The organism is Methylobacterium sp. 391_Methyba4 (assembly GCF_029691625.1).
Classification (GTDB): Bacteria; Pseudomonadota; Alphaproteobacteria; order Rhizobiales; family Beijerinckiaceae; genus Methylobacterium; species Methylobacterium fujisawaense.
The window spans coordinates 1643643-1661725 of record NZ_CP121475.1 but is presented as its reverse complement, the minus strand read 5'-3'; the positions used below and the strand labels follow the sequence as shown (position 1 = coordinate 1661725).

At 64.4% G+C, this 18083-nt stretch carries 12 protein-coding genes; 4 read left to right on the top strand and 8 right to left on the bottom strand.

Going from position 1 to position 18083, the window contains the following annotated elements:
* Nucleotides 1-11 precede the first annotated feature (11 nt).
* The gene (locus tag P9K36_RS07910) at nt 12-1448 is read right to left on the bottom strand and encodes a hypothetical protein (protein WP_278306849.1); all 1437 of its coding nucleotides are present in this window, start codon (nt 1446-1448) and stop codon (nt 12-14) included.
* A gap of 802 nt (nt 1449-2250) precedes the next feature.
* On the opposite strand from P9K36_RS07910, the gene P9K36_RS07905 reads away from it, so the two are divergent.
* Nucleotides 2251-2490 carry a hypothetical protein gene (locus P9K36_RS07905; protein WP_052083572.1) on the top strand — a complete coding sequence of 80 codons (240 nt, stop codon included), beginning with the start codon at nt 2251-2253 and terminating at the stop codon, nt 2488-2490.
* A 997-nt stretch (nt 2491-3487) separates the two neighbouring features.
* Here P9K36_RS07905 and P9K36_RS07900 read toward each other — a convergent pair.
* Together P9K36_RS07900 and P9K36_RS07895 are read right to left on the bottom strand one after the other, a co-directional pair.
* Entirely contained in the window at nt 3488-3697 is a 210-nt protein-coding gene (locus P9K36_RS07900; RefSeq protein ID WP_278306848.1) for a hypothetical protein, read from the bottom strand.
* A gap of 408 nt (nt 3698-4105) precedes the next feature.
* Nucleotides 4106-4939, bottom strand: coding sequence for a porin family protein (locus P9K36_RS07895; RefSeq protein ID WP_043756327.1), 834 nt, complete (start codon nt 4937-4939; stop codon nt 4106-4108).
* Nucleotides 4940-5676: 737 nt separating this feature from the next.
* Here P9K36_RS07895 and P9K36_RS07890 point away from each other — a divergent pair.
* The 3 genes from P9K36_RS07890 (at nt 5677) to P9K36_RS07880 (ending at nt 8069) form a co-directional block, all read left to right on the top strand.
* Complete coding sequence (locus tag P9K36_RS07890; protein WP_158713319.1) at nt 5677-5970, top strand: hypothetical protein; 294 nt, start codon at nt 5677-5679, stop codon at nt 5968-5970.
* Between the two features lie 96 nt (nt 5971-6066).
* On the top strand, nt 6067-6621 hold the full coding sequence (locus P9K36_RS07885; protein ID WP_043354302.1) for a PAS domain-containing protein: 555 nt from the start codon (nt 6067-6069) through the stop codon (nt 6619-6621).
* Nucleotides 6622-7472: 851 nt separating this feature from the next.
* Nucleotides 7473-8069: a response regulator transcription factor gene (locus P9K36_RS07880; protein WP_043354301.1), complete on the top strand. Its 597-nt coding sequence runs from the start codon at nt 7473-7475 to the stop codon at nt 8067-8069.
* A gap of 396 nt (nt 8070-8465) precedes the next feature.
* On the opposite strand, the gene P9K36_RS07875 is transcribed toward P9K36_RS07880, so the two are convergent.
* The 5 genes from P9K36_RS07875 to P9K36_RS07855 form a co-directional block, all read right to left on the bottom strand.
* The gene (locus P9K36_RS07875) at nt 8466-10988 is read right to left on the bottom strand and encodes an ATP-binding protein (protein WP_278306847.1); all 2523 of its coding nucleotides are present in this window, start codon (nt 10986-10988) and stop codon (nt 8466-8468) included.
* Between the two features lie 821 nt (nt 10989-11809).
* Complete coding sequence (locus P9K36_RS07870) at nt 11810-12046, bottom strand: hypothetical protein (RefSeq protein ID WP_043354299.1); 237 nt, start codon at nt 12044-12046, stop codon at nt 11810-11812.
* 121 nt (nt 12047-12167) lie between these two features.
* Nucleotides 12168-13955 carry a hypothetical protein gene (locus P9K36_RS07865; RefSeq protein WP_278306846.1) on the bottom strand — a complete coding sequence of 596 codons (1788 nt, stop codon included), beginning with the start codon at nt 13953-13955 and terminating at the stop codon, nt 12168-12170.
* 31 nt (nt 13956-13986) lie between these two features.
* The gene (locus tag P9K36_RS07860; RefSeq protein ID WP_043354297.1) at nt 13987-15387 is read right to left on the bottom strand and encodes an HlyD family type I secretion periplasmic adaptor subunit; all 1401 of its coding nucleotides are present in this window, start codon (nt 15385-15387) and stop codon (nt 13987-13989) included.
* Nucleotides 15388-15493: 106 nt separating this feature from the next.
* Nucleotides 15494-17506: a peptidase domain-containing ABC transporter gene (locus tag P9K36_RS07855; protein WP_244538949.1), complete on the bottom strand. Its 2013-nt coding sequence runs from the start codon at nt 17504-17506 to the stop codon at nt 15494-15496.
* Nucleotides 17507-18083 lie beyond the last annotated feature (577 nt).

Sequence of the window (18083 nt, the reverse complement as noted above, 5' to 3'; positions counted from 1 at the left end):
ACCCGGATGTGTCAGGGAGTGACGACAAGCTGCCCCGTCGGGTCCAGCATCAGCTTCGCCCCCCCTGAAATTGGCTTTTTGTCGACATTCAAGCGCAGGGGATTCCGAGAATTATCAGGACGGAGGGCCGCCCTAATATCCTCCGCCTTGAGATGATTGTAGTGACGGCTGATCATCTCGTTAGAAGTTCCGCAATTAATTGCTAGAATATCCGATGTTACACCCTTCCTTAATCGTTCTGTCATATAACTGTGGCGGCAGATGTAGAGCGGCTCACCAGAGAGCGTAGCCTCGAATCCCAGTCGCTTAAGGGTGGATTTGAAGCTCGCGCCCATATCGCCGACGACGCCACCGCGGCGCGAAGGCCACAGGGTGGTCTGTCCTGCGCTGGCGTAGCCAAACTCGCCGAGGAGCGCTCGTAGGTCAGCAAGTACATCGACCGCCTCGGGGTCGGCGTTGACAATTCGTGGTCCTGTCTTGCCATTACCGCAGCGATCGATAACGACGATATCTTCGCCGTAGTCGTTCTTGGTCTGAGTCAATCGATCCCACGTCAGTTCAAGAATCTCGGCGCCGGGACGAAGGCCCGTGCACAACAACAAACGCACATGCAGCGCCATGAGGCGTCGATCGTAGTTCTTACGCTTGCCACGCTCACCCAGCTTTTGCACGCGGGCGCGTTCGACCTCCTCAACGCGTTGGAACTCGGCCAACAGCGCCGCGATCTGCACGGCTGAAAGCGCGTGTCGCTTTTCCCCTGCGGCACGCTGCTTCTTCGACACGCGTGGGCGTGGCAGATGTCGGAGTTCGTGAACGACCTCGTCGCTGACGAGGGGGACGAGCTGATTGCTTCCCCAGGCGAGAGCCTTCACGAAATACTGCTTCTCGCGGCGCAGCGTGCTCAAACCGGGTGGCTTGAGTTTCCGTCCAACGGACACTGTTTGAGCCCCGCGCTGGTAGGCCGCCACCGTGACGCCCTCGGCATTCTGCTCAGTCCGCCAGCGCTCCCATGCGTAGAACTGGCGTCGGTCGAGATCGGCCAGCGGGACGGTACGCCAGAACGGCAGGAGGTTGCGCCGCATCACCGCGATTTCTGGACCGAGTTTCCGCTCCCCGGCGTTGAAGCGCCGCGCGAGATCGGTGACGTAGGGTTCAAGGACGTCGCCCACGCTGGGGCCCTGGACCGAAATGGGTTTCCCGGCTTCGGCGCGGGACGCCAAATCCTTGCGCCGCCGGAGCGCGATCTGCTCCGCCAGGGCGACGTCGGTGGTCTTCGTGGACGCCCGGGTTCGTTCACCTCCGATCCGGAAGTCGGCGTAGATGTAGCTCGATTTTGCATGCCGGTAGAGGCTGACACCGTCTCCGAGGTCTAGGCGGCCGTCGCGTTCGAAGGTCTCGCGGCGCTGGTCGCGCTGGCGCGCGCGTGATGAGGTTCGGGGTGGGGACATAATATCGTTATTACTTCGTGGGGGTGTGCCAAAGGTGTGCCAACGGTCACGCGGACGGCCATCGTCCGCCGTTTCGGAGATTCCAGGCGATCAAACGGCGGCGTCCGCCGTTTGCCTTACGGAACAATACCTTGATACCACTCCACGAAGACCTGCGCACCATTCGTATCATAGAAAATCGACAGTATAACTTCTCCAGCTACACTCCGAAGGCAAAGGTCACACGTTCGAATCGTGTCGGGTGCGCCAGCAAATCTCCTCGGAAAAACAAGGCCTTCGTGCCTTGGCGTGAGCGCCCGACAAGCTCCTCAGCATCAGCCGGTCCCAAATCGGTCCCAGCTGTGAGGATATCCGATGCCCGCCGTCCGCAAGCGGAACGGCAAAGGGCACGCGCAGGTCCGCAGGACCGGGCATCCGTCGCGCGCTCGAAGCCAGCCTAGAGGGATGGACCCGACTCCGGCGGAGAGGGCGATCCGCGCCCCCGGCGCGTTTGGGCGCCACCGGGTGCGAAACGATGCATCCCAAAGGTAAAAGTGGTCCACACAGGCCGATTGTGGATACGGGTCCGTCGAAGGGCTGCCGAGGGGGCAGCCGGTCGGATCGGCCTTCGGCTTGCTGGAGGTCCGGCACGGGATCCGATGGCAACCGTTGACGGCGGCGTCCGGCGACTGCGCAGCCGAGGCCGACTGTACGAGAGCAGCAGCGACGAGGGTGTGGCGCCGACTTCACGGGTAGGAGCGCACCCCTCAAGGTGTCGAGATGGCTTGGTTGGATCACTCGCCCGAACGGCGCGTTGAATGAGATGATCGCTCAGCCCTCGCCGTCTTCGGACCCCGCCCGCCTCGCCCTCACGGAGTCCGCGCTCGCGGCGGCGGACGGTCTGTGGCGTGCCGAGATGCTTCGGAATTACGGGCCTGATGGAGTTCTGTCATACGCCTATGCCCCGGAGGGCCAGGGCGGGCTCGGGACGCTGCTCCGGCGAACCTATGAGGCGCGGCGCATCGCAATCGCCCTGTGGCGGCAGGAGCGGCGCCGGGGCTGAGGAACGGGACGCGGTGCGTGGCGTCCGACAGGGAGGGGCTGCAGAGCCCGCCCATGCTCGACAGGCTCAACGCCCTGCGTGAACGCCTGAAGGCGCAGCAGCGTGCGCTCCTCCTGTGCCGATGGCCGAGCATGAGGGAGTGCCGACCGGGAGCGCCCTTCACCAGATCGCTGCACTGAAGGACGTCATCGCCGCGGTCGAGGCAATCGCCGCCGCGGAGGCGCGACAAGTTCGGCGCTCGGTCGAAGCTGCCGACCGTGATGCCCCCGGTTGGGGACCTTCAGACCCGGACGCCAATGGAAGAGCCCGGCGGTAACGAGGCGCCAGCGCCGCGTCCCGGATTGAGCGCTGACCTTCTCGGAGGGCGCCAGCAGCACCCCCGTCATCCTCATGGCGCGATCTGGCCTCGTGCCGTGATCCCGCTGGATCGCGTATGCCGAGATCACTTCACGCCGCTCCTGCCGGTGACCTTCGTGCGAAAGGTTTGAGCCGGGACTTGGCGGTGCCGCTTGTGCGGATGGACGCCGGTCCGAACTGCGCCAAGGGCGTCGGCCTCGTGGATCGCGCGGCCGACCTTGTCCGGCGGATAGAGGCGGCTCGCACGGAATGCCGGCGGCTCTGCGGGCCGCCTGGGGCGACAACGGCGCAGCAACCCGGAAGGTCACTGCGCCGCTGGATCGGGCCGCTGAGGGGGCGATAGCAGCCACGAGGACGCATTACGCACGGCCCGGCCTCCGCAGGGTGCGTCCGAGCACATCCAAAAGGATGTGGCTCGGCAGCGACAGGGATCGGCCATCAATTGTGGACAGCGCGAAGCGCCCTCGATCCGTCAAGGTTCAGGGGCGTACGTGATCTCTCCCCGTCCGATCCAATGTCGCCATGTTCGCCAGCCCTCACGCCTTCGTCCTCTACCATCGCGAGCGCCTTGCCGTGCTCCTCTCCTCAGCCCTCTTCCTGGCGGGTGCGCTGCCGCTGTTCTGGGCCATAGCCTGACCCTTCAGGCTCTTCGCAGGGCCCGGGCCTCCAGGCGCCCGGCCTCAGCCCGCCACGCATCGCATTCGGCCTGCAGATCCTGAATTCGGGCATGGAGCTGCCCGGCATCGACGGCTGTCTCCATCAGCATGTCCTGCGCGGTGGCGAGCTGCTCGCGCAGTTCGACGTTCTCGGTCGCGAGGGTCAAAAGGATCGCAGCCACATCATCGCCCATGCATGCACCTGCCTCGCGGCCTCGGGGATGTGGCTGATAGGCCTGGCATGGTTACCGCGTCAGAAAGGACGGCGGCTCAGGACCCGCACCAGCGATCTCGTCCACAGCAGGATCGCCCCCCATACGCGGGGAGGGACGCTCTCGTTCCAACGCCGGTCGGCGTGAGCCGGCGATGGTCACGCCTCATCGGAGGGCCGCGCTGCCCGGCCAGGGGCTCCAACGAGAAACACCCCAGGAGCGGGAGCTCCCAGGGTGTCGCCGACCTCGCGGCCAGTTTGATCGGGCTGGGGATGCGAAGGTCAGCCGATCGGCTGCTCTTCGGCGGCAGAGGGCGATGAGGAGGACCAACGACCCCTCGCCCGCCGCCGCAACTCCCGGCACAGCCGCCGGGAGCAGCGCGACCGGATCTTAGTAGGAGCCGAACTTGTAGTTCAGGCCGGCGCGGACGACGGCGAACTCGTCGGAACGGCGGCCGATGCCGCTGTAGACGACGGGGAAGTTGTTGGCGGCGTTGATGACGAACGCGCCCTGGTTGCGGGTGTTGCGGTCGAGGTTGACGTACAGGCCTTCGACCTTGAGCGTCACGGCCGAGGAGCGGAAGAAGTTCAGGAAGGAGTCGGTGGGGAGCGCGTACTCGACGCCGCCGCCGACGGCCCAGCCGGTGCGGAAGCTGTCGTTGCCGGCGTAGCCGCCGAAGGAGCGGTCGGCGCTGCCGGAGCCGTAGGCGAAGCCGCCGGTGCCGTACACGAGGGTGCGGTCGAAGGCGTAGCCGAGGCGGCCGCGGACGGTGCCGAAGAAGTCGAGGCTGGAGAGGCCGCGCGGGTCGGTGACGTAGTAGCCGGGGGCCAGCGCGCCGGCGACGAAGGCGTTGTTCCGGTTACGACCGAAGTCGAGGTACTGGGCATCGGCCTCGATACCGAACACGACGCCGGAGCCGGGGGTCAGCTGCCAGTTGTAGCCGATCTGGCCACCGCCGGAGAAGCCGTCCTGGCTGCGGTTGCGGAAGGAGGCGACGGTGCCGGGGGCGGCGTAGGGGAACGGCACGGCGAAGGTGTTGCCGGTGTTGCGGTCGCTGGCGTCGAAGGCGTAGCCGGCGTTGATACCGAAATAGGCGCCGGTCCAGGTGAAGACCGGGACGGGGGTGAAGACCGGCGGCGGGGCGGCGCGGCGCGGCAGGTCGGCAGCCGAGGCGGCAGCGGTCAGGGCGGTGAAGGCAGCCAGCGAGGCCAGGAGCTTGGTCATGAGGTAAGGTCCAAATTTCGATCTGGATGTATGGCTACCGGTTCGTGCCGAAAATAGCTGTAGTTTTATGGGCACACCATTGGGCGACGAGGCGGGGCGGCATAGTAAACTGTCTGTAAAAATGAGTTAGATTTGGGAGATATGCCGCTCGATCCTCATCCGGGCGCCACAACATCTCGCTGGCGCTTTGGTTGCATTCCGCCGGCACGTTGCCGGGCGGCTGTGGCCAAATGGCTACAGGATGGGTGGGCCGGCTCGCCGCAGCTTGGGCCCCGCACCGGATTTTCAGCCCCGCTGTGCCGATCCGGCCTGAGCATCGCTTTTTCAACCCCATCGGCTGGCCCCAGCTCTCGGACGTGAGCCGGTTGGGGCGGGCAGAAGACTGCCGTAAGGGCTGGGGGCGGTCATACGGGCGGGGATGGTCTACCTTCTCGGCGATGGTCGCTGGATGGTCGCTGGTGGGACGCGGAAGCCGGCCGGTGGCGCGATGGACGGGGGCGCCGCTTCCGGGTCGCGGCAGAAGCCGACATCCTCGATCGCTGGACCCGGACGGTTTTGGCCGTCGCACACCCCGATCACGACACCTCGAACAACGCCGACGCCAGCCTCGCGGCCTTCAGCCAGCGCGGCCACATGATCCAAGCCGGGCCGGAGGATCGGCGGCGGCGCACGCTTTTTGGGCGGAACGCGCTCGGTGATGTGTTCGGCGGCCCATATCCGCCGTCGGGATCCACCGGTTGCTATGGCTCTTCTCTCTCCGCAACGCCTCGCAGCGCTTCCAACGCTTGTTGTCGTCCCTCCTCCGTCTCGATCTTGAACCACAGGCGCAGGCATTCGTCCGTGCTCGCGGCTTCGCCAGCAGGCGGCTTCTCGGCGAAGAATCGCTCGACAGGGACGCCGAGAGCATCAGCGAGCCGGTGCAGCGTCGCCCAATCGGGCTCGTCAAATTTTCTCATGTCATCAGCAAAACCTTAGATCGAAGATGTATGTTCCGCGATCACGAATTGACTAAAATCAACGAGCTCGGTTGAAAAGTAAAAGTATCGCTCCAGTTGAATTCGGTGGGTCTGGGGATTGGCGCTCGGGCTTCCGCGCCGATGCGAGTCAGAAGCCGAGGAGCGTTCTAGATGATCTTCGTCACGAAGGCGGACGGGGGCGTGAGCTACGTCAGTCCCGAATGGACGGTCTTCACCGGCCAGGCGGCGGCCGAGGCCGTCGAGCATGGCTGGTTCGCTTGTGTGCTTCCCGACGACCATGAGGTTGCGGTCACGTTCCTGCGCGAGGCTCGCGATCAGCAGTGCGAGTACAGCCTGCGCCTACGCTTGCGCCGTGCGGACGGAAGCTACGCCTGGGCGATGATCGGGGCCGTCCCCTCGTTCGGGCCGCCCGGCCGCACCTTCCTCGGCTATCTCGGCTCGGTCACGGAGATCGCCGTGAGCGGTTCGGAACCGTTGGGTGCCTTCGGCACGCTGGCGCGCTTCGTGCCGCCGCCCGTGAGCCCGACGACGCCACCGGGCTCAGCCTTGGAACTCGTGGCCGACCACCTGCTGATAGCCCATGGGCTCATTGAGCAGGATCATGCCAAGGAGATGCTGCCGGTTTTGCGGCAGGCCCTGATGCAGGCCGGTGTACTGCTTGCGCGGAGCATGACCGCGTCCGATCCGAGCGGCCGCTTCCATTAGGGCTCAGCGTTGAACGGGGATCGCACTCGCCTCTTCATAGGCGATGACGGCAGCCGCCGTGATCCGGGGCATCATGCCACCGTGCGGGAAGGTCTATAGCTCCGTGCGGCAGGGGCGACGAGCACTATCTCGACCGAGTCCGGCGCGCGTCCACGGCGCTCGGTCCTGAAGCGTCTCGTCCCGCGCCCAGGCCCTCTCCCGCCCGGGAGAGGAGCCCGTTGCGCAAGTCCGGACCCGCGGCGCCAGTGGCGCGATTCATCGCAAAGCGTTCGGAACCGGCTCGCGTGTCCGTCACGCCCCTGCGTCCGAACGGTATCACAGTCGCGGTCGTGCCGCGGAAGACCGGCCTGCCGGCAGAGCCGTTCGCCGCGGCGGATCGTCAAAATATTAACCTATATGCATCGCCAGAAATCAATCTTGACACCTGTTTTTCCCGTCTGTACAGATGAATCCTTCGAAATTCCGCTATTTAATACAATTATTCCGACAGAGCTTTCAATATTAGCGCATCTATAAAGAGGCATTGTCTATCGATGTTGCTCTTTCCGGCTTCTCGGCGTCAAGATGCATATCGTATGTCGATGTGTCATAAATTGAGCCGTCGCTGGAATTGTTTTATATATCATATCTCCGCGGTCGGATTTGAATGATTGATTGTGAGCTTGAGAGTGCCGATTTTAAAGACGATGCTGAATGACGGCGAGTCCGCAAGTCGCGCTGCTCAATAGGAATTATATGGCAAAAATTGATCTCACGTATCGGAGAATAACTGGATCGCAACAGCAGGCGTATAGAGACGCGTTATGGCTTGTTCCCCCGGTCGTCGTATCATAATCGCGGATGATCATCCGGTGGTCCTCGCTGGATTGGCCGCCCTGCTCCGGCAGGTCAACAATCTGGATGTCGTGGCCACCTGCTGCGAGGGCGAAACGGCATTGAAGGTGATCCTCGAACTGCAGCCCGATCTCGCGTGCCTCGATGTGCAGATGCCGAAATTGTCAGGTGTCGAGGTCATTCAGGCTGCGCGGCAGGCCGGTTCAGAGACGCAGTTCATTGTCCTGACCGGCTCAGTCGCTCGTGAAGAGTTTGCCACGGCCTCGGAATGCGGTGCGATCGCGATCTTTCACAAAGACTCCGCCAGCGACGACCTTCTGGATTGGATTGAAGGCGGCCATATCCAACGCCAAGGCCAATCCTATGATCGACACCATGGCGAGGATGGGGACGGTGGCACGCGGAACCTGACGGCGCGCGAACGCGAGATCGCGATGCTCGTTGCAAGAGGTCTGACGAACAAACAGATCGCGCGAGAGGCCAATATCTCGCAGGGTACAGTCAAGATCCATTTGTATAATATATTTCAGAAGTTGTCTCTCTCTAATCGGACCGAGCTGGCAAATTACGCAAATGTCCGTTCGATTGTCGGATTGCAGGAGCAGCGCTTCTGATTCGACCGGTCGCAGGATGCGGTTTTATTATTTACAATATTGACGGCCTGACGATCCGCGATGCGTGTTCAGTGCCCGCGTACCTGGCGGATCGGCGATCGGATCGTCGCGCGACAACCGGATGTCATCAGAGCTCTCGTTCACGTCGGACGCGATCCCGGAGACCTTGCCGGTGCCTTCGGCGCGATGTGCCGCTCTGCAGGTGGTTGCGCGGCAGCCGGACGTTGCCCGCCCGAGCCGCACAACGCGGGGCGCCGAAGATGAGCGGCTCCGCGAGCGGGGGGCGCCCCGCACAGACCGCGTGTGCGGATTTCCTCCCGCGGGCTTCGGCGATGCGCGCTGCGCCACCCGCAACGGCGCGAGATACTGGCAACAATGCTGTCCGCAACCGCCGTATCACAATCCTGTTTGCGCGGCGAATTCCGGTTCGGTCAGGAAATTCTTTCGGACGAGGGCTGCCCGGGTCGATGTGATCATCGCGCGCAGATCGGCGTTACTGGTGCCGATGCTTTGATCGCATCCCAGCTCGATCTCCAACCCGAGACAAAGACGCTGCATCCCTGAGAGCCCGAGCATGCCGGCCATGCCTTTGAGCGCATGGACCTCCTTCGCTTTCGCCTTCCCGCTGGCATCGGTGCGGTCGAGATAGGCACAGGTGCCATGGGCATTTCGGAGTGCCTGAAGCAGGAGGGATTCGAGCTCGCTACCCAGTCTCTTTTGCAAGGACTGAAGTTTACGATCGTCGAGCAGATCGGACTGCTGAGGTGCAGGCGTCGGCGAGACCGCGCTGCCGCTCACGAGATTTCGCGTTCTCGCCGTGTAGTGGGCAATGGATGCGTTCAGCGAACCCCAATCGATCGGCTTCGCGATGCAGCTGTTCATTCCGGCTTCCAGGTAGCGCCGGCGCTCGCTCTCGTAGACGTTGGCCGTGAGCGCTATGATCGGCAGGCTCCTTTCCGGGCCCTCGAGGCGCCGGATCGCCCGCGTCGCCTCGACACCGTCCATGACCGGCATCTGGACATCCATCAGGATCAGATCGAAGCAACCCTGCTTGGCCAATTCGACAACCTCGGCGCCATCCTGGGCGAAGATCAGGGTATGACGATCCGATGCCAGCATCGAGCGGATGATACTGCGGATCAGCGGAATATCCTCGGCCACGAGGATGCGACGCGGTTGCAGATCCGATGGCCTGCATGGGATGGCGGCCACGACGTCAGATCCGTCATGCTCAAGAAGGGGGATCTCAAACCAGAAGCGGCTGCCGGAACCGGGCGAGCTGGCAAAACCGATCGTTCCGCCCATCGCGGTGACGAGACGTCTGGAGATCGCCAGTCCCAAGCCGCTCCCTCCATAGCGTCGCGCTGTCGATTTATCTTCCTGTGTGAAGGCCGTAAAAACCTCCGCTTGATTCTCTTCAGCGATGCCGATGCCGCTGTCTTGCACCTCGATCCGGAGCAAGAGCTTGTTTTCATCGATCGAGCGATGGGTTGCGATAATCCTGATCGTTCCATGGTGTGTGAATTTTATCGCATTTCCGACGAAATTCAGCAAGACTTGCCGGATCTTGGTCGGATCGCCGATCACGCAAGCTGGGATACGTTCAGAATAGTCTTCCTTGAACGCGATATCTTTGGCGTGGCAGAGCGGCTGCGTCGTCGCGCATACTTCATCGAAGAGGGATCTCACCGAGAAGATCGTCGACTCGATTTCGAGTTTTCCGGACTCGATCTTTGAGAAATCCAAAATGTTATTGATCACACTCAGAAGATGATGGCCAGATTGCCTGACGAGATCGAGATTTATTTTCTGATTGTCCGTCAGGGTTTCCTTCGCGAGCAGGTCCACCAAGCCGAGCACGCCGGTCATGGGCGTTCGAAGCTCGTGGCTCATGACGGACAGGAAATCGCTCTTCGCCCGGCCCGCGGTCTCGGCCTTGTCACGTGCCGCTTCGGCTTCCTCACGCGCGCGGTCGGCCGCCGCGCCCGCCTCACGCAAGCGGTGGGCCGCGTTTTCAAGTCGGGCGAGAAGCACGCCCAACGGGATGGCCGATAAGAGGGCCGTGAGGACGAACAAATTGTAGATGATCAGCAATTCGGCACTCGCAGCGCCCTTGGCCGCGCTCAGGGCCGCCGGTCCGTTGAAGGTGAACAATCGAACGGCGAGCGACACACCGAAGACCGCCGCGCTGCTGCCCAACAATCCGCCGCTGAGCGTTGCCAACAGCAACAGCGGTATCGTGAGAAAAAGAAACGGCGTGTGAGACACCAGCAGAGCGTAACTGGCGGCCGCACTCGCGATCGTCAGAACGGCGATCTGAGATAATTTCCGGGGGTTGAGCCTTTCCAGAAGAGACCGTTCAGTCCAGCTCAGCACCAAAGGCAGCGCTACGAGCAAGTCGAGGGCTTCGGTGAAAGACCGGGCCTGGATGATCGGCCGCTCCGTTGCGGGAACAAGGAGACTGATCCAGGCGAATTCGAACGCCGCGCTCAGCAGGCAGGCGAGCGAGCTGAAGACCGTAAGAAGGAGGATGGTTTTGACTGATAAGTACCAATTTGCTCCGCGGTTTATCTGCCTGAAAAGTGCCGCCGTCGCGCAGATTTCGAACAAGTCCGCGATGACGATGCCGGATGTCGCCAGAATCGATTTGCCGATCAACAGGTGGGCGGCGAAGTTGGCGGCCGCGGCGGTCGCGATCGCCGGCGGCCATGCTTCCCGGCGTATACGGAGCAGGATGGCCAGGAAGAGGCTGTTCGCGCACCAGGGTATGATCGCGAAGACGGCGTGATCGTTCACATAAAAGCGGCTTGCTGCGGGGATCAGATAGAGGATCGGAACGGCGCCGAAGGCGGCTGCAAAAATCCAGTTGCCGCCGGCGGGTCGGGTGAGCCCATCGATGATGTGCTTCATCTGACGCATGAGGGCGTGCCTCGTGGATCGGAAGCAGGTTACAGTCTCGGGCGCCGTCTGCGGTTCGCGGCCATGAGAATGGAGCGGCTTCCCGGTGGGTCAACTATTTTCATCGACAGAAGATTGTATTCAAGTCGCGATATGAATCTGTATATCGCGATTGTCTGTAAAATCTGAATTTTCAGTCCTTTGTCCCGAGGTCCTGACGATCGTTTGCGTTTGAGCGCGGACCGAACCGGCCGTCACACGCGGCGCCGATGCCCGTCGTCAGTCGCGCGGAGGGGGACTTCGGCCTTGAGGACTGGACGCTCTGGTCCGTTCCGGGTGGGAGATGCGTCGGCCGGCACGGGGCGGCGCGAGGACCGGTCCGACACTTCAGCCTTGCCCCCTCACGCACGATGGCATCGCCCCGGTCGATATCCGGTGGGCGTGGGGATGCTTGGGCGCCCCTGCCCTCGCACATGACGTTCGAGGCCGCGGCAGGCGTCCGGATCCTGCCCGATCGCGGTGCGCACGGCACATTTCACGAGGCTGCCGTGTCGTCCGGATGAGACGCGGGTCCCCTCCCCTGGACGGGAGAGGGGGCACGCCGCGCCCGTCACAGCTTCACCGTTGTGGACCGTGCGCGTTGCAACCGGACACCGCCCGTGCGCCGCAGCGAACGATCAGCCGGATCATCTCCGGCATCGCGGCGCATGAGCGTCCGGGTCATCGCCCTGCCGCCGACGCGCGCGCACGGGATCCGGCTGCTCCGGATCCCGTGAACGGTGCTTCGATCAGGTTCACCGGCCGATGCGTGGCCTGCAAGCCATGGTGCGGCCGTGGGCCGGTCAGTGAGCGGGCGGATTGGCCGTCACGTCACGGATCTCTTCGGGCCCAAGCCCGAGATTGTGAACCGCATCCGGCGAGAGCTCGCCGACCGTCTCGACGCGATCGGCTGGCGGGGCGCCGTCGGCGGCTTTGTTGACGAGGTACAGCGCCCGGCGCGGATCCGCCTCCGCGACCGCGTAAAGCTTCGGCGCAGTGAAATTCCCGGCCTTCGTAATTTTTACGACCCAGCCACTCATCGCTTGTCTCCGCAACATGTCCGCCTCGGCAGGTCGCATCAGGATCGCGCCGAGCAGAACTAAGGAACATGTGAGATACGTGGCCTTATTAGGCCGATAAGGCCGCGATGTCAAAGTATAATTAAGCCGCGAAAAAAGCGGATCCACTGTCGTCGCGTTTCGGAAAGCTGATTTGATCGAGCTGTTCGAGTTCCGCGGCAGCCTCGCGGACACCCTGCCCGCGTGCCGCTTCGAACCAGCGCCGTGCCTCGGCCTCGTCCTTCGAGCCCGTGAGCCCGCGGGCCAGGTAGCGACCTGCAGCCAGTTGCGCATCCGCATGTCCTGCCTCCGCCGCTGCTCTGAACAGGCTCAACGCACGGGGGAAGTCCGGTTTCAGACCGTACCCGCCGTCGAGCATGGCGGCCAGAGCATAGATTGCCCCGACATGGCCGCTCTCGGCCGCGCGCTCGAACAGATGGAAGGCCTGGACGCGGTCGACGGGGCCCCCTCGGCCGTTGACCATCATCTCGCCCAACATCGCCTGCGCCTCCGCGACGCCGCCTTCGGCGGCGCGCGCGATCCAGGCCCGGCCCTCCACGGCATCGCCGACGACTCCTCGGCCCTCGGCGATCATCCGACCGTACCAGAACTGGGCGATCGGCATCTCCTCGGCCGCCTTGCGCAGCCACAGGGCCGCCTGCGCCTCGTCGTATCCACCGCCGATGCCGTGCGACAGACAGATGCCGAAGTTGAAGGCCGCCGCCAGATTGCCCTGCCTGGCGCTGCGCTCAAACCAGTGGCGGGTCCGCACATCGTCGCCGGGCGCGCCCTCACCGGCGAGGATCAGATTTCCGAGATCGACCTGGGAGACTTCACTGCCGAGGTTGGCCGCCTCCCGCAGCCAGTGCGCGGCCCTGTCCGAGTCCTGAGCGCCGCCTAGGCCGACTTGGTAGAGCTGGCTCAGCGTTCGCGCCGCGCCGGCATAGCCGGCCTTTGCCGCGCGCTCGAGCCAGAGCGCCGCTTCGACGAAATTGGGCGCCAGATCGCCACCTCTGGCGTGCAGGTGCCCGACCAGCGCGGCGGCGTGTGCGTCTCCGGCCAGACCCGCGCGTCTGAGCCACGTCTCCCCCAGGATCGGATTCCGCTCGACGCCGTCGCCATTGAGCAGTGCGAGACCCAAGCTCGTTTGGGCGGCGACGATGCCGCCCTCGGCCGCCCGCGCGTAGAGCTCGACGGCGCGTTCCGCACTTCTCGGCACGCCGATACCCGCATGCGTGAGCGCACCGAGCAGGAACAACGCATCCCCCAAGCCGGCCGCCGCCGCCTTCTCGATCTCGGCGACCGCCAGCGCAGTGTCCTCGGGCGTCTGCTTCCGCAGACGCAGCAGTCCCAGGCCGAGATGCCCCTGCGGACAGCCGGCCCCGGCCGACGCCAGGTACCAGCGTTCCCCCTCGGCTTCGTCGCGCAGGGCGTTCGGGCCCGCCGTCAGGATGTAGCCGAGCAGGGCCTGCCCTTCGCGCGAATCGTTGGCGGAGGCCCGTCGCGCCCAGAGGATGGCGGAGACGGGATCGGATTGCTTTCGCTCGTCGGCGCGGTCGAAGGCCAACTCGTCCGTGAGCGAAGACCTCTGCTCCGCCATCCCGGTATCGCCGCGCATGCACAGCAACGCGAGCTTGAACTGTGCCTCCGCATGCTCGCCTTCTGCCGCGGCGGTCATCCAGCGGACGGCTTCGGTGATGCTTTCGGGGACGCCCGTCCCGTCCAGGTAGCATTGCCCGAGGTGGAACTGCGCGTCCGGCAAGCCGCCCTGGGCCGCCCGGCTGATCTGAGCGACGCCGTCCTTGAACCGGCCGCTCTCCAGCAGGCTGAGGCCGAGCCTGAGCCGCGCGGTCGGAGAAGCCGGAGCCAGGAACCTGTCGACGATCTTCATCCGCCGCACGCCTCCGAAGAGTGGCGATTATTCACGGCTCCCGCATCCCTTCAAGTCCGACGGGCAGCAGGCGGGCGAACAGATACTTGAGCATCGTTCGATCCCCGACCATCACATCGGTCGTCACGGGCATACCGGCGGTCATGTGGAAGTTATCGGGCAGTCCGTGAAGCTTGATCGCGGTCAGTTCCACGCGCGCGCGGAACCAGACGCCGTTGGCCGCCTGCCCGCCGACACTGCTTCGCTGCGTCTCCTGCTGCCCGGTGAAGCTGTCGGCGCTCACGCTCTTCACGACGCCGTCCGCCATGCCGTACTGCACGAAGGGGAACGTATCGAACTTCACGCTGACTTTCTGTCCGGGATGGACGTAACCCGCCTCGTCGGCCGCGATGCGCGTCTCGACTTCCAGGGGCGTGTCCCGCGGCACCAGGGTGATGAGCTGCTCGCCGGATTGCAGGATCGAACCGACCGACACCTTGGCGACATTCAGGACGATCGCGTCCTGTTCGGCCACCAGATTGACCAGCTGTCGACGGAGGGTCGCCTTCCGCAGGCCTTCCTGGGCCTCGTTGAGGCTGCGGCGCCGCAGGGTGATCTCCTGGCTGATCTGCGATTTCCAGTGCTGCGAGAAGGCATCCCGCTCGGCGATCATCTGATTGAGGTCGTTCCGGGCCCGGCCCGCGGACGCGGTCGCATCTTTCAGGTTCCTCTGCATCTCGATGCGCTGGTCCTGAGCGACCAGGCGATTCATCTGGCTGCCGACCTGGAGGCGCTCCAGCTGCAGGCGTTTCGATTCGAGGATCCCGGCGATCTCCGCGCGCTCGCCGAACGCCTTGGCGTCGAGATCCGCGCGCGCGAGCTGCGTCTCCAAACCTCTGATCTTCTGATCGTAGCTCTCGATCTGGTGCCGGTACTGGGCTTGTCGCTGCCCGTAGAGAGCGACCTGAATCACGGTCGCGGCGTCGGCCGAGGACGGATGGAACGGCGATCCTGTGCTCTCCGCCGTCAGCCGATCCACCTCCGCCTGAAGGCTGAGAACTTGGTTCTCCAGGGCCCGAGCGTCGGCGCCGGTGAAGGTCGGATCGAGTTCGGCAAGGAGTTCGCCGGCGCGGACGACTTGGCCTTCGCGAACCTTGATCGAGCGCACGATCGACGTTTCCAAGGGCTGAAGGACGATCGTCGGGCTCGTCGACACCATCCGCCCCCCGCCCGTGACCACGACGTCGACGGGACACGTGGCCAGGATGAGGCCCGAGGCGATCACGAGCGTGAGGACCACGCCGAGCATGCTGCGCGCCGCAGGTTGAACCGGCATCGCGAGGAGCGCCGCCGTCGGAGACTGGAACTCCAGGAGGACCGGACCGACATCCGCCTCCGCGGGCGAGAGGCGTCTGATCCGGAAATTGAACCAGCTTGCGAGAGAGTTACTCATCGGCGAGCCCTTGTTTCCGTATGGCCGTGGCTCAGAACAACCTGAGGGCTTGCTCCACCCGGCGCCGCGTTCGTCCGGAGCGAACGGCGCAATCTGCGGTCTCCGATCAGGTGGCGCTCAGGTAGATCGGGGACGGACGCGCCTCCTCCAGATGCCGATTCTGCTGTTGCCACAACTGCTTGTAGATCGTGCAATGCTCGACCAGATGGTCATGGGGACCGATGGCGATCGCACTGCCCTTGTCGAGCACCAGGATCTGGTCGCAACGGATCAGGGACGAGAGCCGGTGGGACACGATGATCATGGTCCGGCCGCTCGCGATCCGCTGGAGGTTCGCGTTCACCAGGGCCTCGCTTTCGGGATCCAGCGCGCTGGTCGCCTCGTCCAGGATGAGCAATCTCGGATCCGTGATCAGGGCGCGGGCGATCGCGAGCCGCTGCCTCTGGCCGCCCGACAGGTTCGCGGAGCCCTCTTCGATCCAGGTCTCGTAGCCGCGGGGCAGCCGTTCGACGAACTCTTCCGCGCCAGCAAGCCGCGCGGCGCGGATCACGTCCTCGAAGGTCAAGCCCGGCCGGCCGGCGATGATGTTCTCACGCACCGTCCCGCGGAACAGGAAGTTGTCCTGCATGACCACGCCGAAGCTCCGACGCAGGTGCGTGAGGTTGATCTCGCGCAGGTCCGAGCCGTCGATCTTCAACCGGCCCGTGTAGTCGCGATTGATCCCCTGCAGCAGGCGCGCGATGGTCGACTTGCCGGACCCGCTGCGGCCGACCAGCCCCAGCATCGTTCCCGCGGGGATGCTGAAGGAAACCTCGCGCAAGGCCGCCGACTGCGCGCCCGGGTACCGGAAGCCGACCTCCTCGAAGCTTATCTGTCCCGCGAATTGGGGGCGCAGGCCGCTCCGTGCCGCCTCGGTCTCGGTCGGATGGTTGAGCACCTCCGCGACCTGGCTGATCGACATGCGGATCTCTTCGATGTCCTGAAGCAGCTTGGCGAAGCTGATCAGCGGGCTCGCGACGCGGCCGCCGAGCATCATGAAGGCGATCAGGCTGCCCGCGGTGATGCCGGTCGTTCCCGCCGGGGCCAGGACCACGATGTACGCGCCGCAGAGGAGGATGCCCCGGTCGATGAAGCGCTCGAGCGGCAGCGAGAGCGTCTGCGCCCAGTTGACGATACGGCCGGCCGCCAGCCGCGCCTTGCCCGATTCGGCGACGCGTTCGTCCCATTCGCGCTTCCGCACGTCCTCGATCGCCAGCGACTTGACCGTCCGCATCCCGTGCACGGTCTCGACCAGGGTCCCGCCCTTCTGGATCTCGGCCGCGATCAGCCGCGCATAGACGGTCCGGATCGCCGGCAGGAAGGCCAGCACGAGCCCCCCGACACAGGCGGACGCGACCAGCACCATCCACGCCAAGGTCACGCTCATGTAGAACAGGAACGGCAGCAGGACGACGAGCGTGAGCAGGTCCAGAACGGTCGAGACCAGCTTCCCTGTCAGGAAGTCGCGGATCTTGAAGACCTGCGAGATTTTATGGGTCGTCTCGCCGGTCGGGGATCGCTCGAAGAACTCGATCGGCAAGGCCAGCAGGCGCCGGAACACGTGAACGTTCAGACGGGCATCGATCCGGGTCGACATCACCTCGACGATCTCGCGCCGCGCGTAGCTGATCAGCGCTTCGTAGACCGTCACGAGGACCAGCATGAGCGTGATCAGCGTGAGCGTCGACACCGTGTTGTGGGTCAGAACCCGGTCGAGTGCCGCCATGACCAGGAATGGCGGCAGGATCTGCAGAACGCTGACCGCCAGGGAGGCGGTCAGGATCTCGCGGAGATTGCGCTTCTCCGTGAGGACGAGCCTGGCGAGCCAACCGAGCGAGAAGGCGGCCTCGTCGTCCGTCGTCGCGCGCGAGCGGCGGACGAGAAGGGCCTCGCCGTTCCAGACCCGCTCAAGGCGCAGCTCGTCGATCTCGATGCCGGTGCCGCTGGGGCCCGTCGGTCCCTCGATGAAGCAGACGCCTCGCTCACGATCGCGGCGCGTGATGAGGGCGGCATGCCCGTCGGCAAGAAACACAACGATGGGGCCGACGTGTTCCAGCCGCATGAGCTGGGACCGGCGCATGCGCACCGCCCTGGCCCAAAGGCCGGACGCCGTTGCCCATGCCGCGAGTGAGGCCGGCGCCGGTACCGGACCTTCGGACTCGCGCGGGTAGTCGGCGGGATCGAGGTCAGCGCCATGGTAGTGTGCGACCCGCACAACCGCCATGATACGCGCCTGCGCCTCGCGCGACATCGCACGGTCTGAGACGCTCACCTCTCGAACTCCGAACGCGGCCCCGCGGGTGTCGGGCGCTGGTGCATGGCGACTCCACGTCGTCTGATCGGGTCATGCGAAGCTCGGGCAGGCACCCTGAGGGGGCGCCTGCTCGGTGCGTCTCATGCGGGCGCGCCCGCCGCTCACGATCATGCCGGCCCGCGGTTCGGGCTGGAATAGGCCACAGGTTATAGACTTCTTAACCTTTTCGACTTCGGCGCCTCCCGGGTCCGCAGATCGTCTCGTGAAATCTGCTTTCGCATCCGCCTGACCGTGATTCGGTTCTGGGTCCGGCGTGTTTAGTTAACGAATTATAACCTCTGGCATATGGCTCGGCCAATTTGTCTCGCGATAGGAGGATCCCCTGTGCTGGCATGCTGCCTCG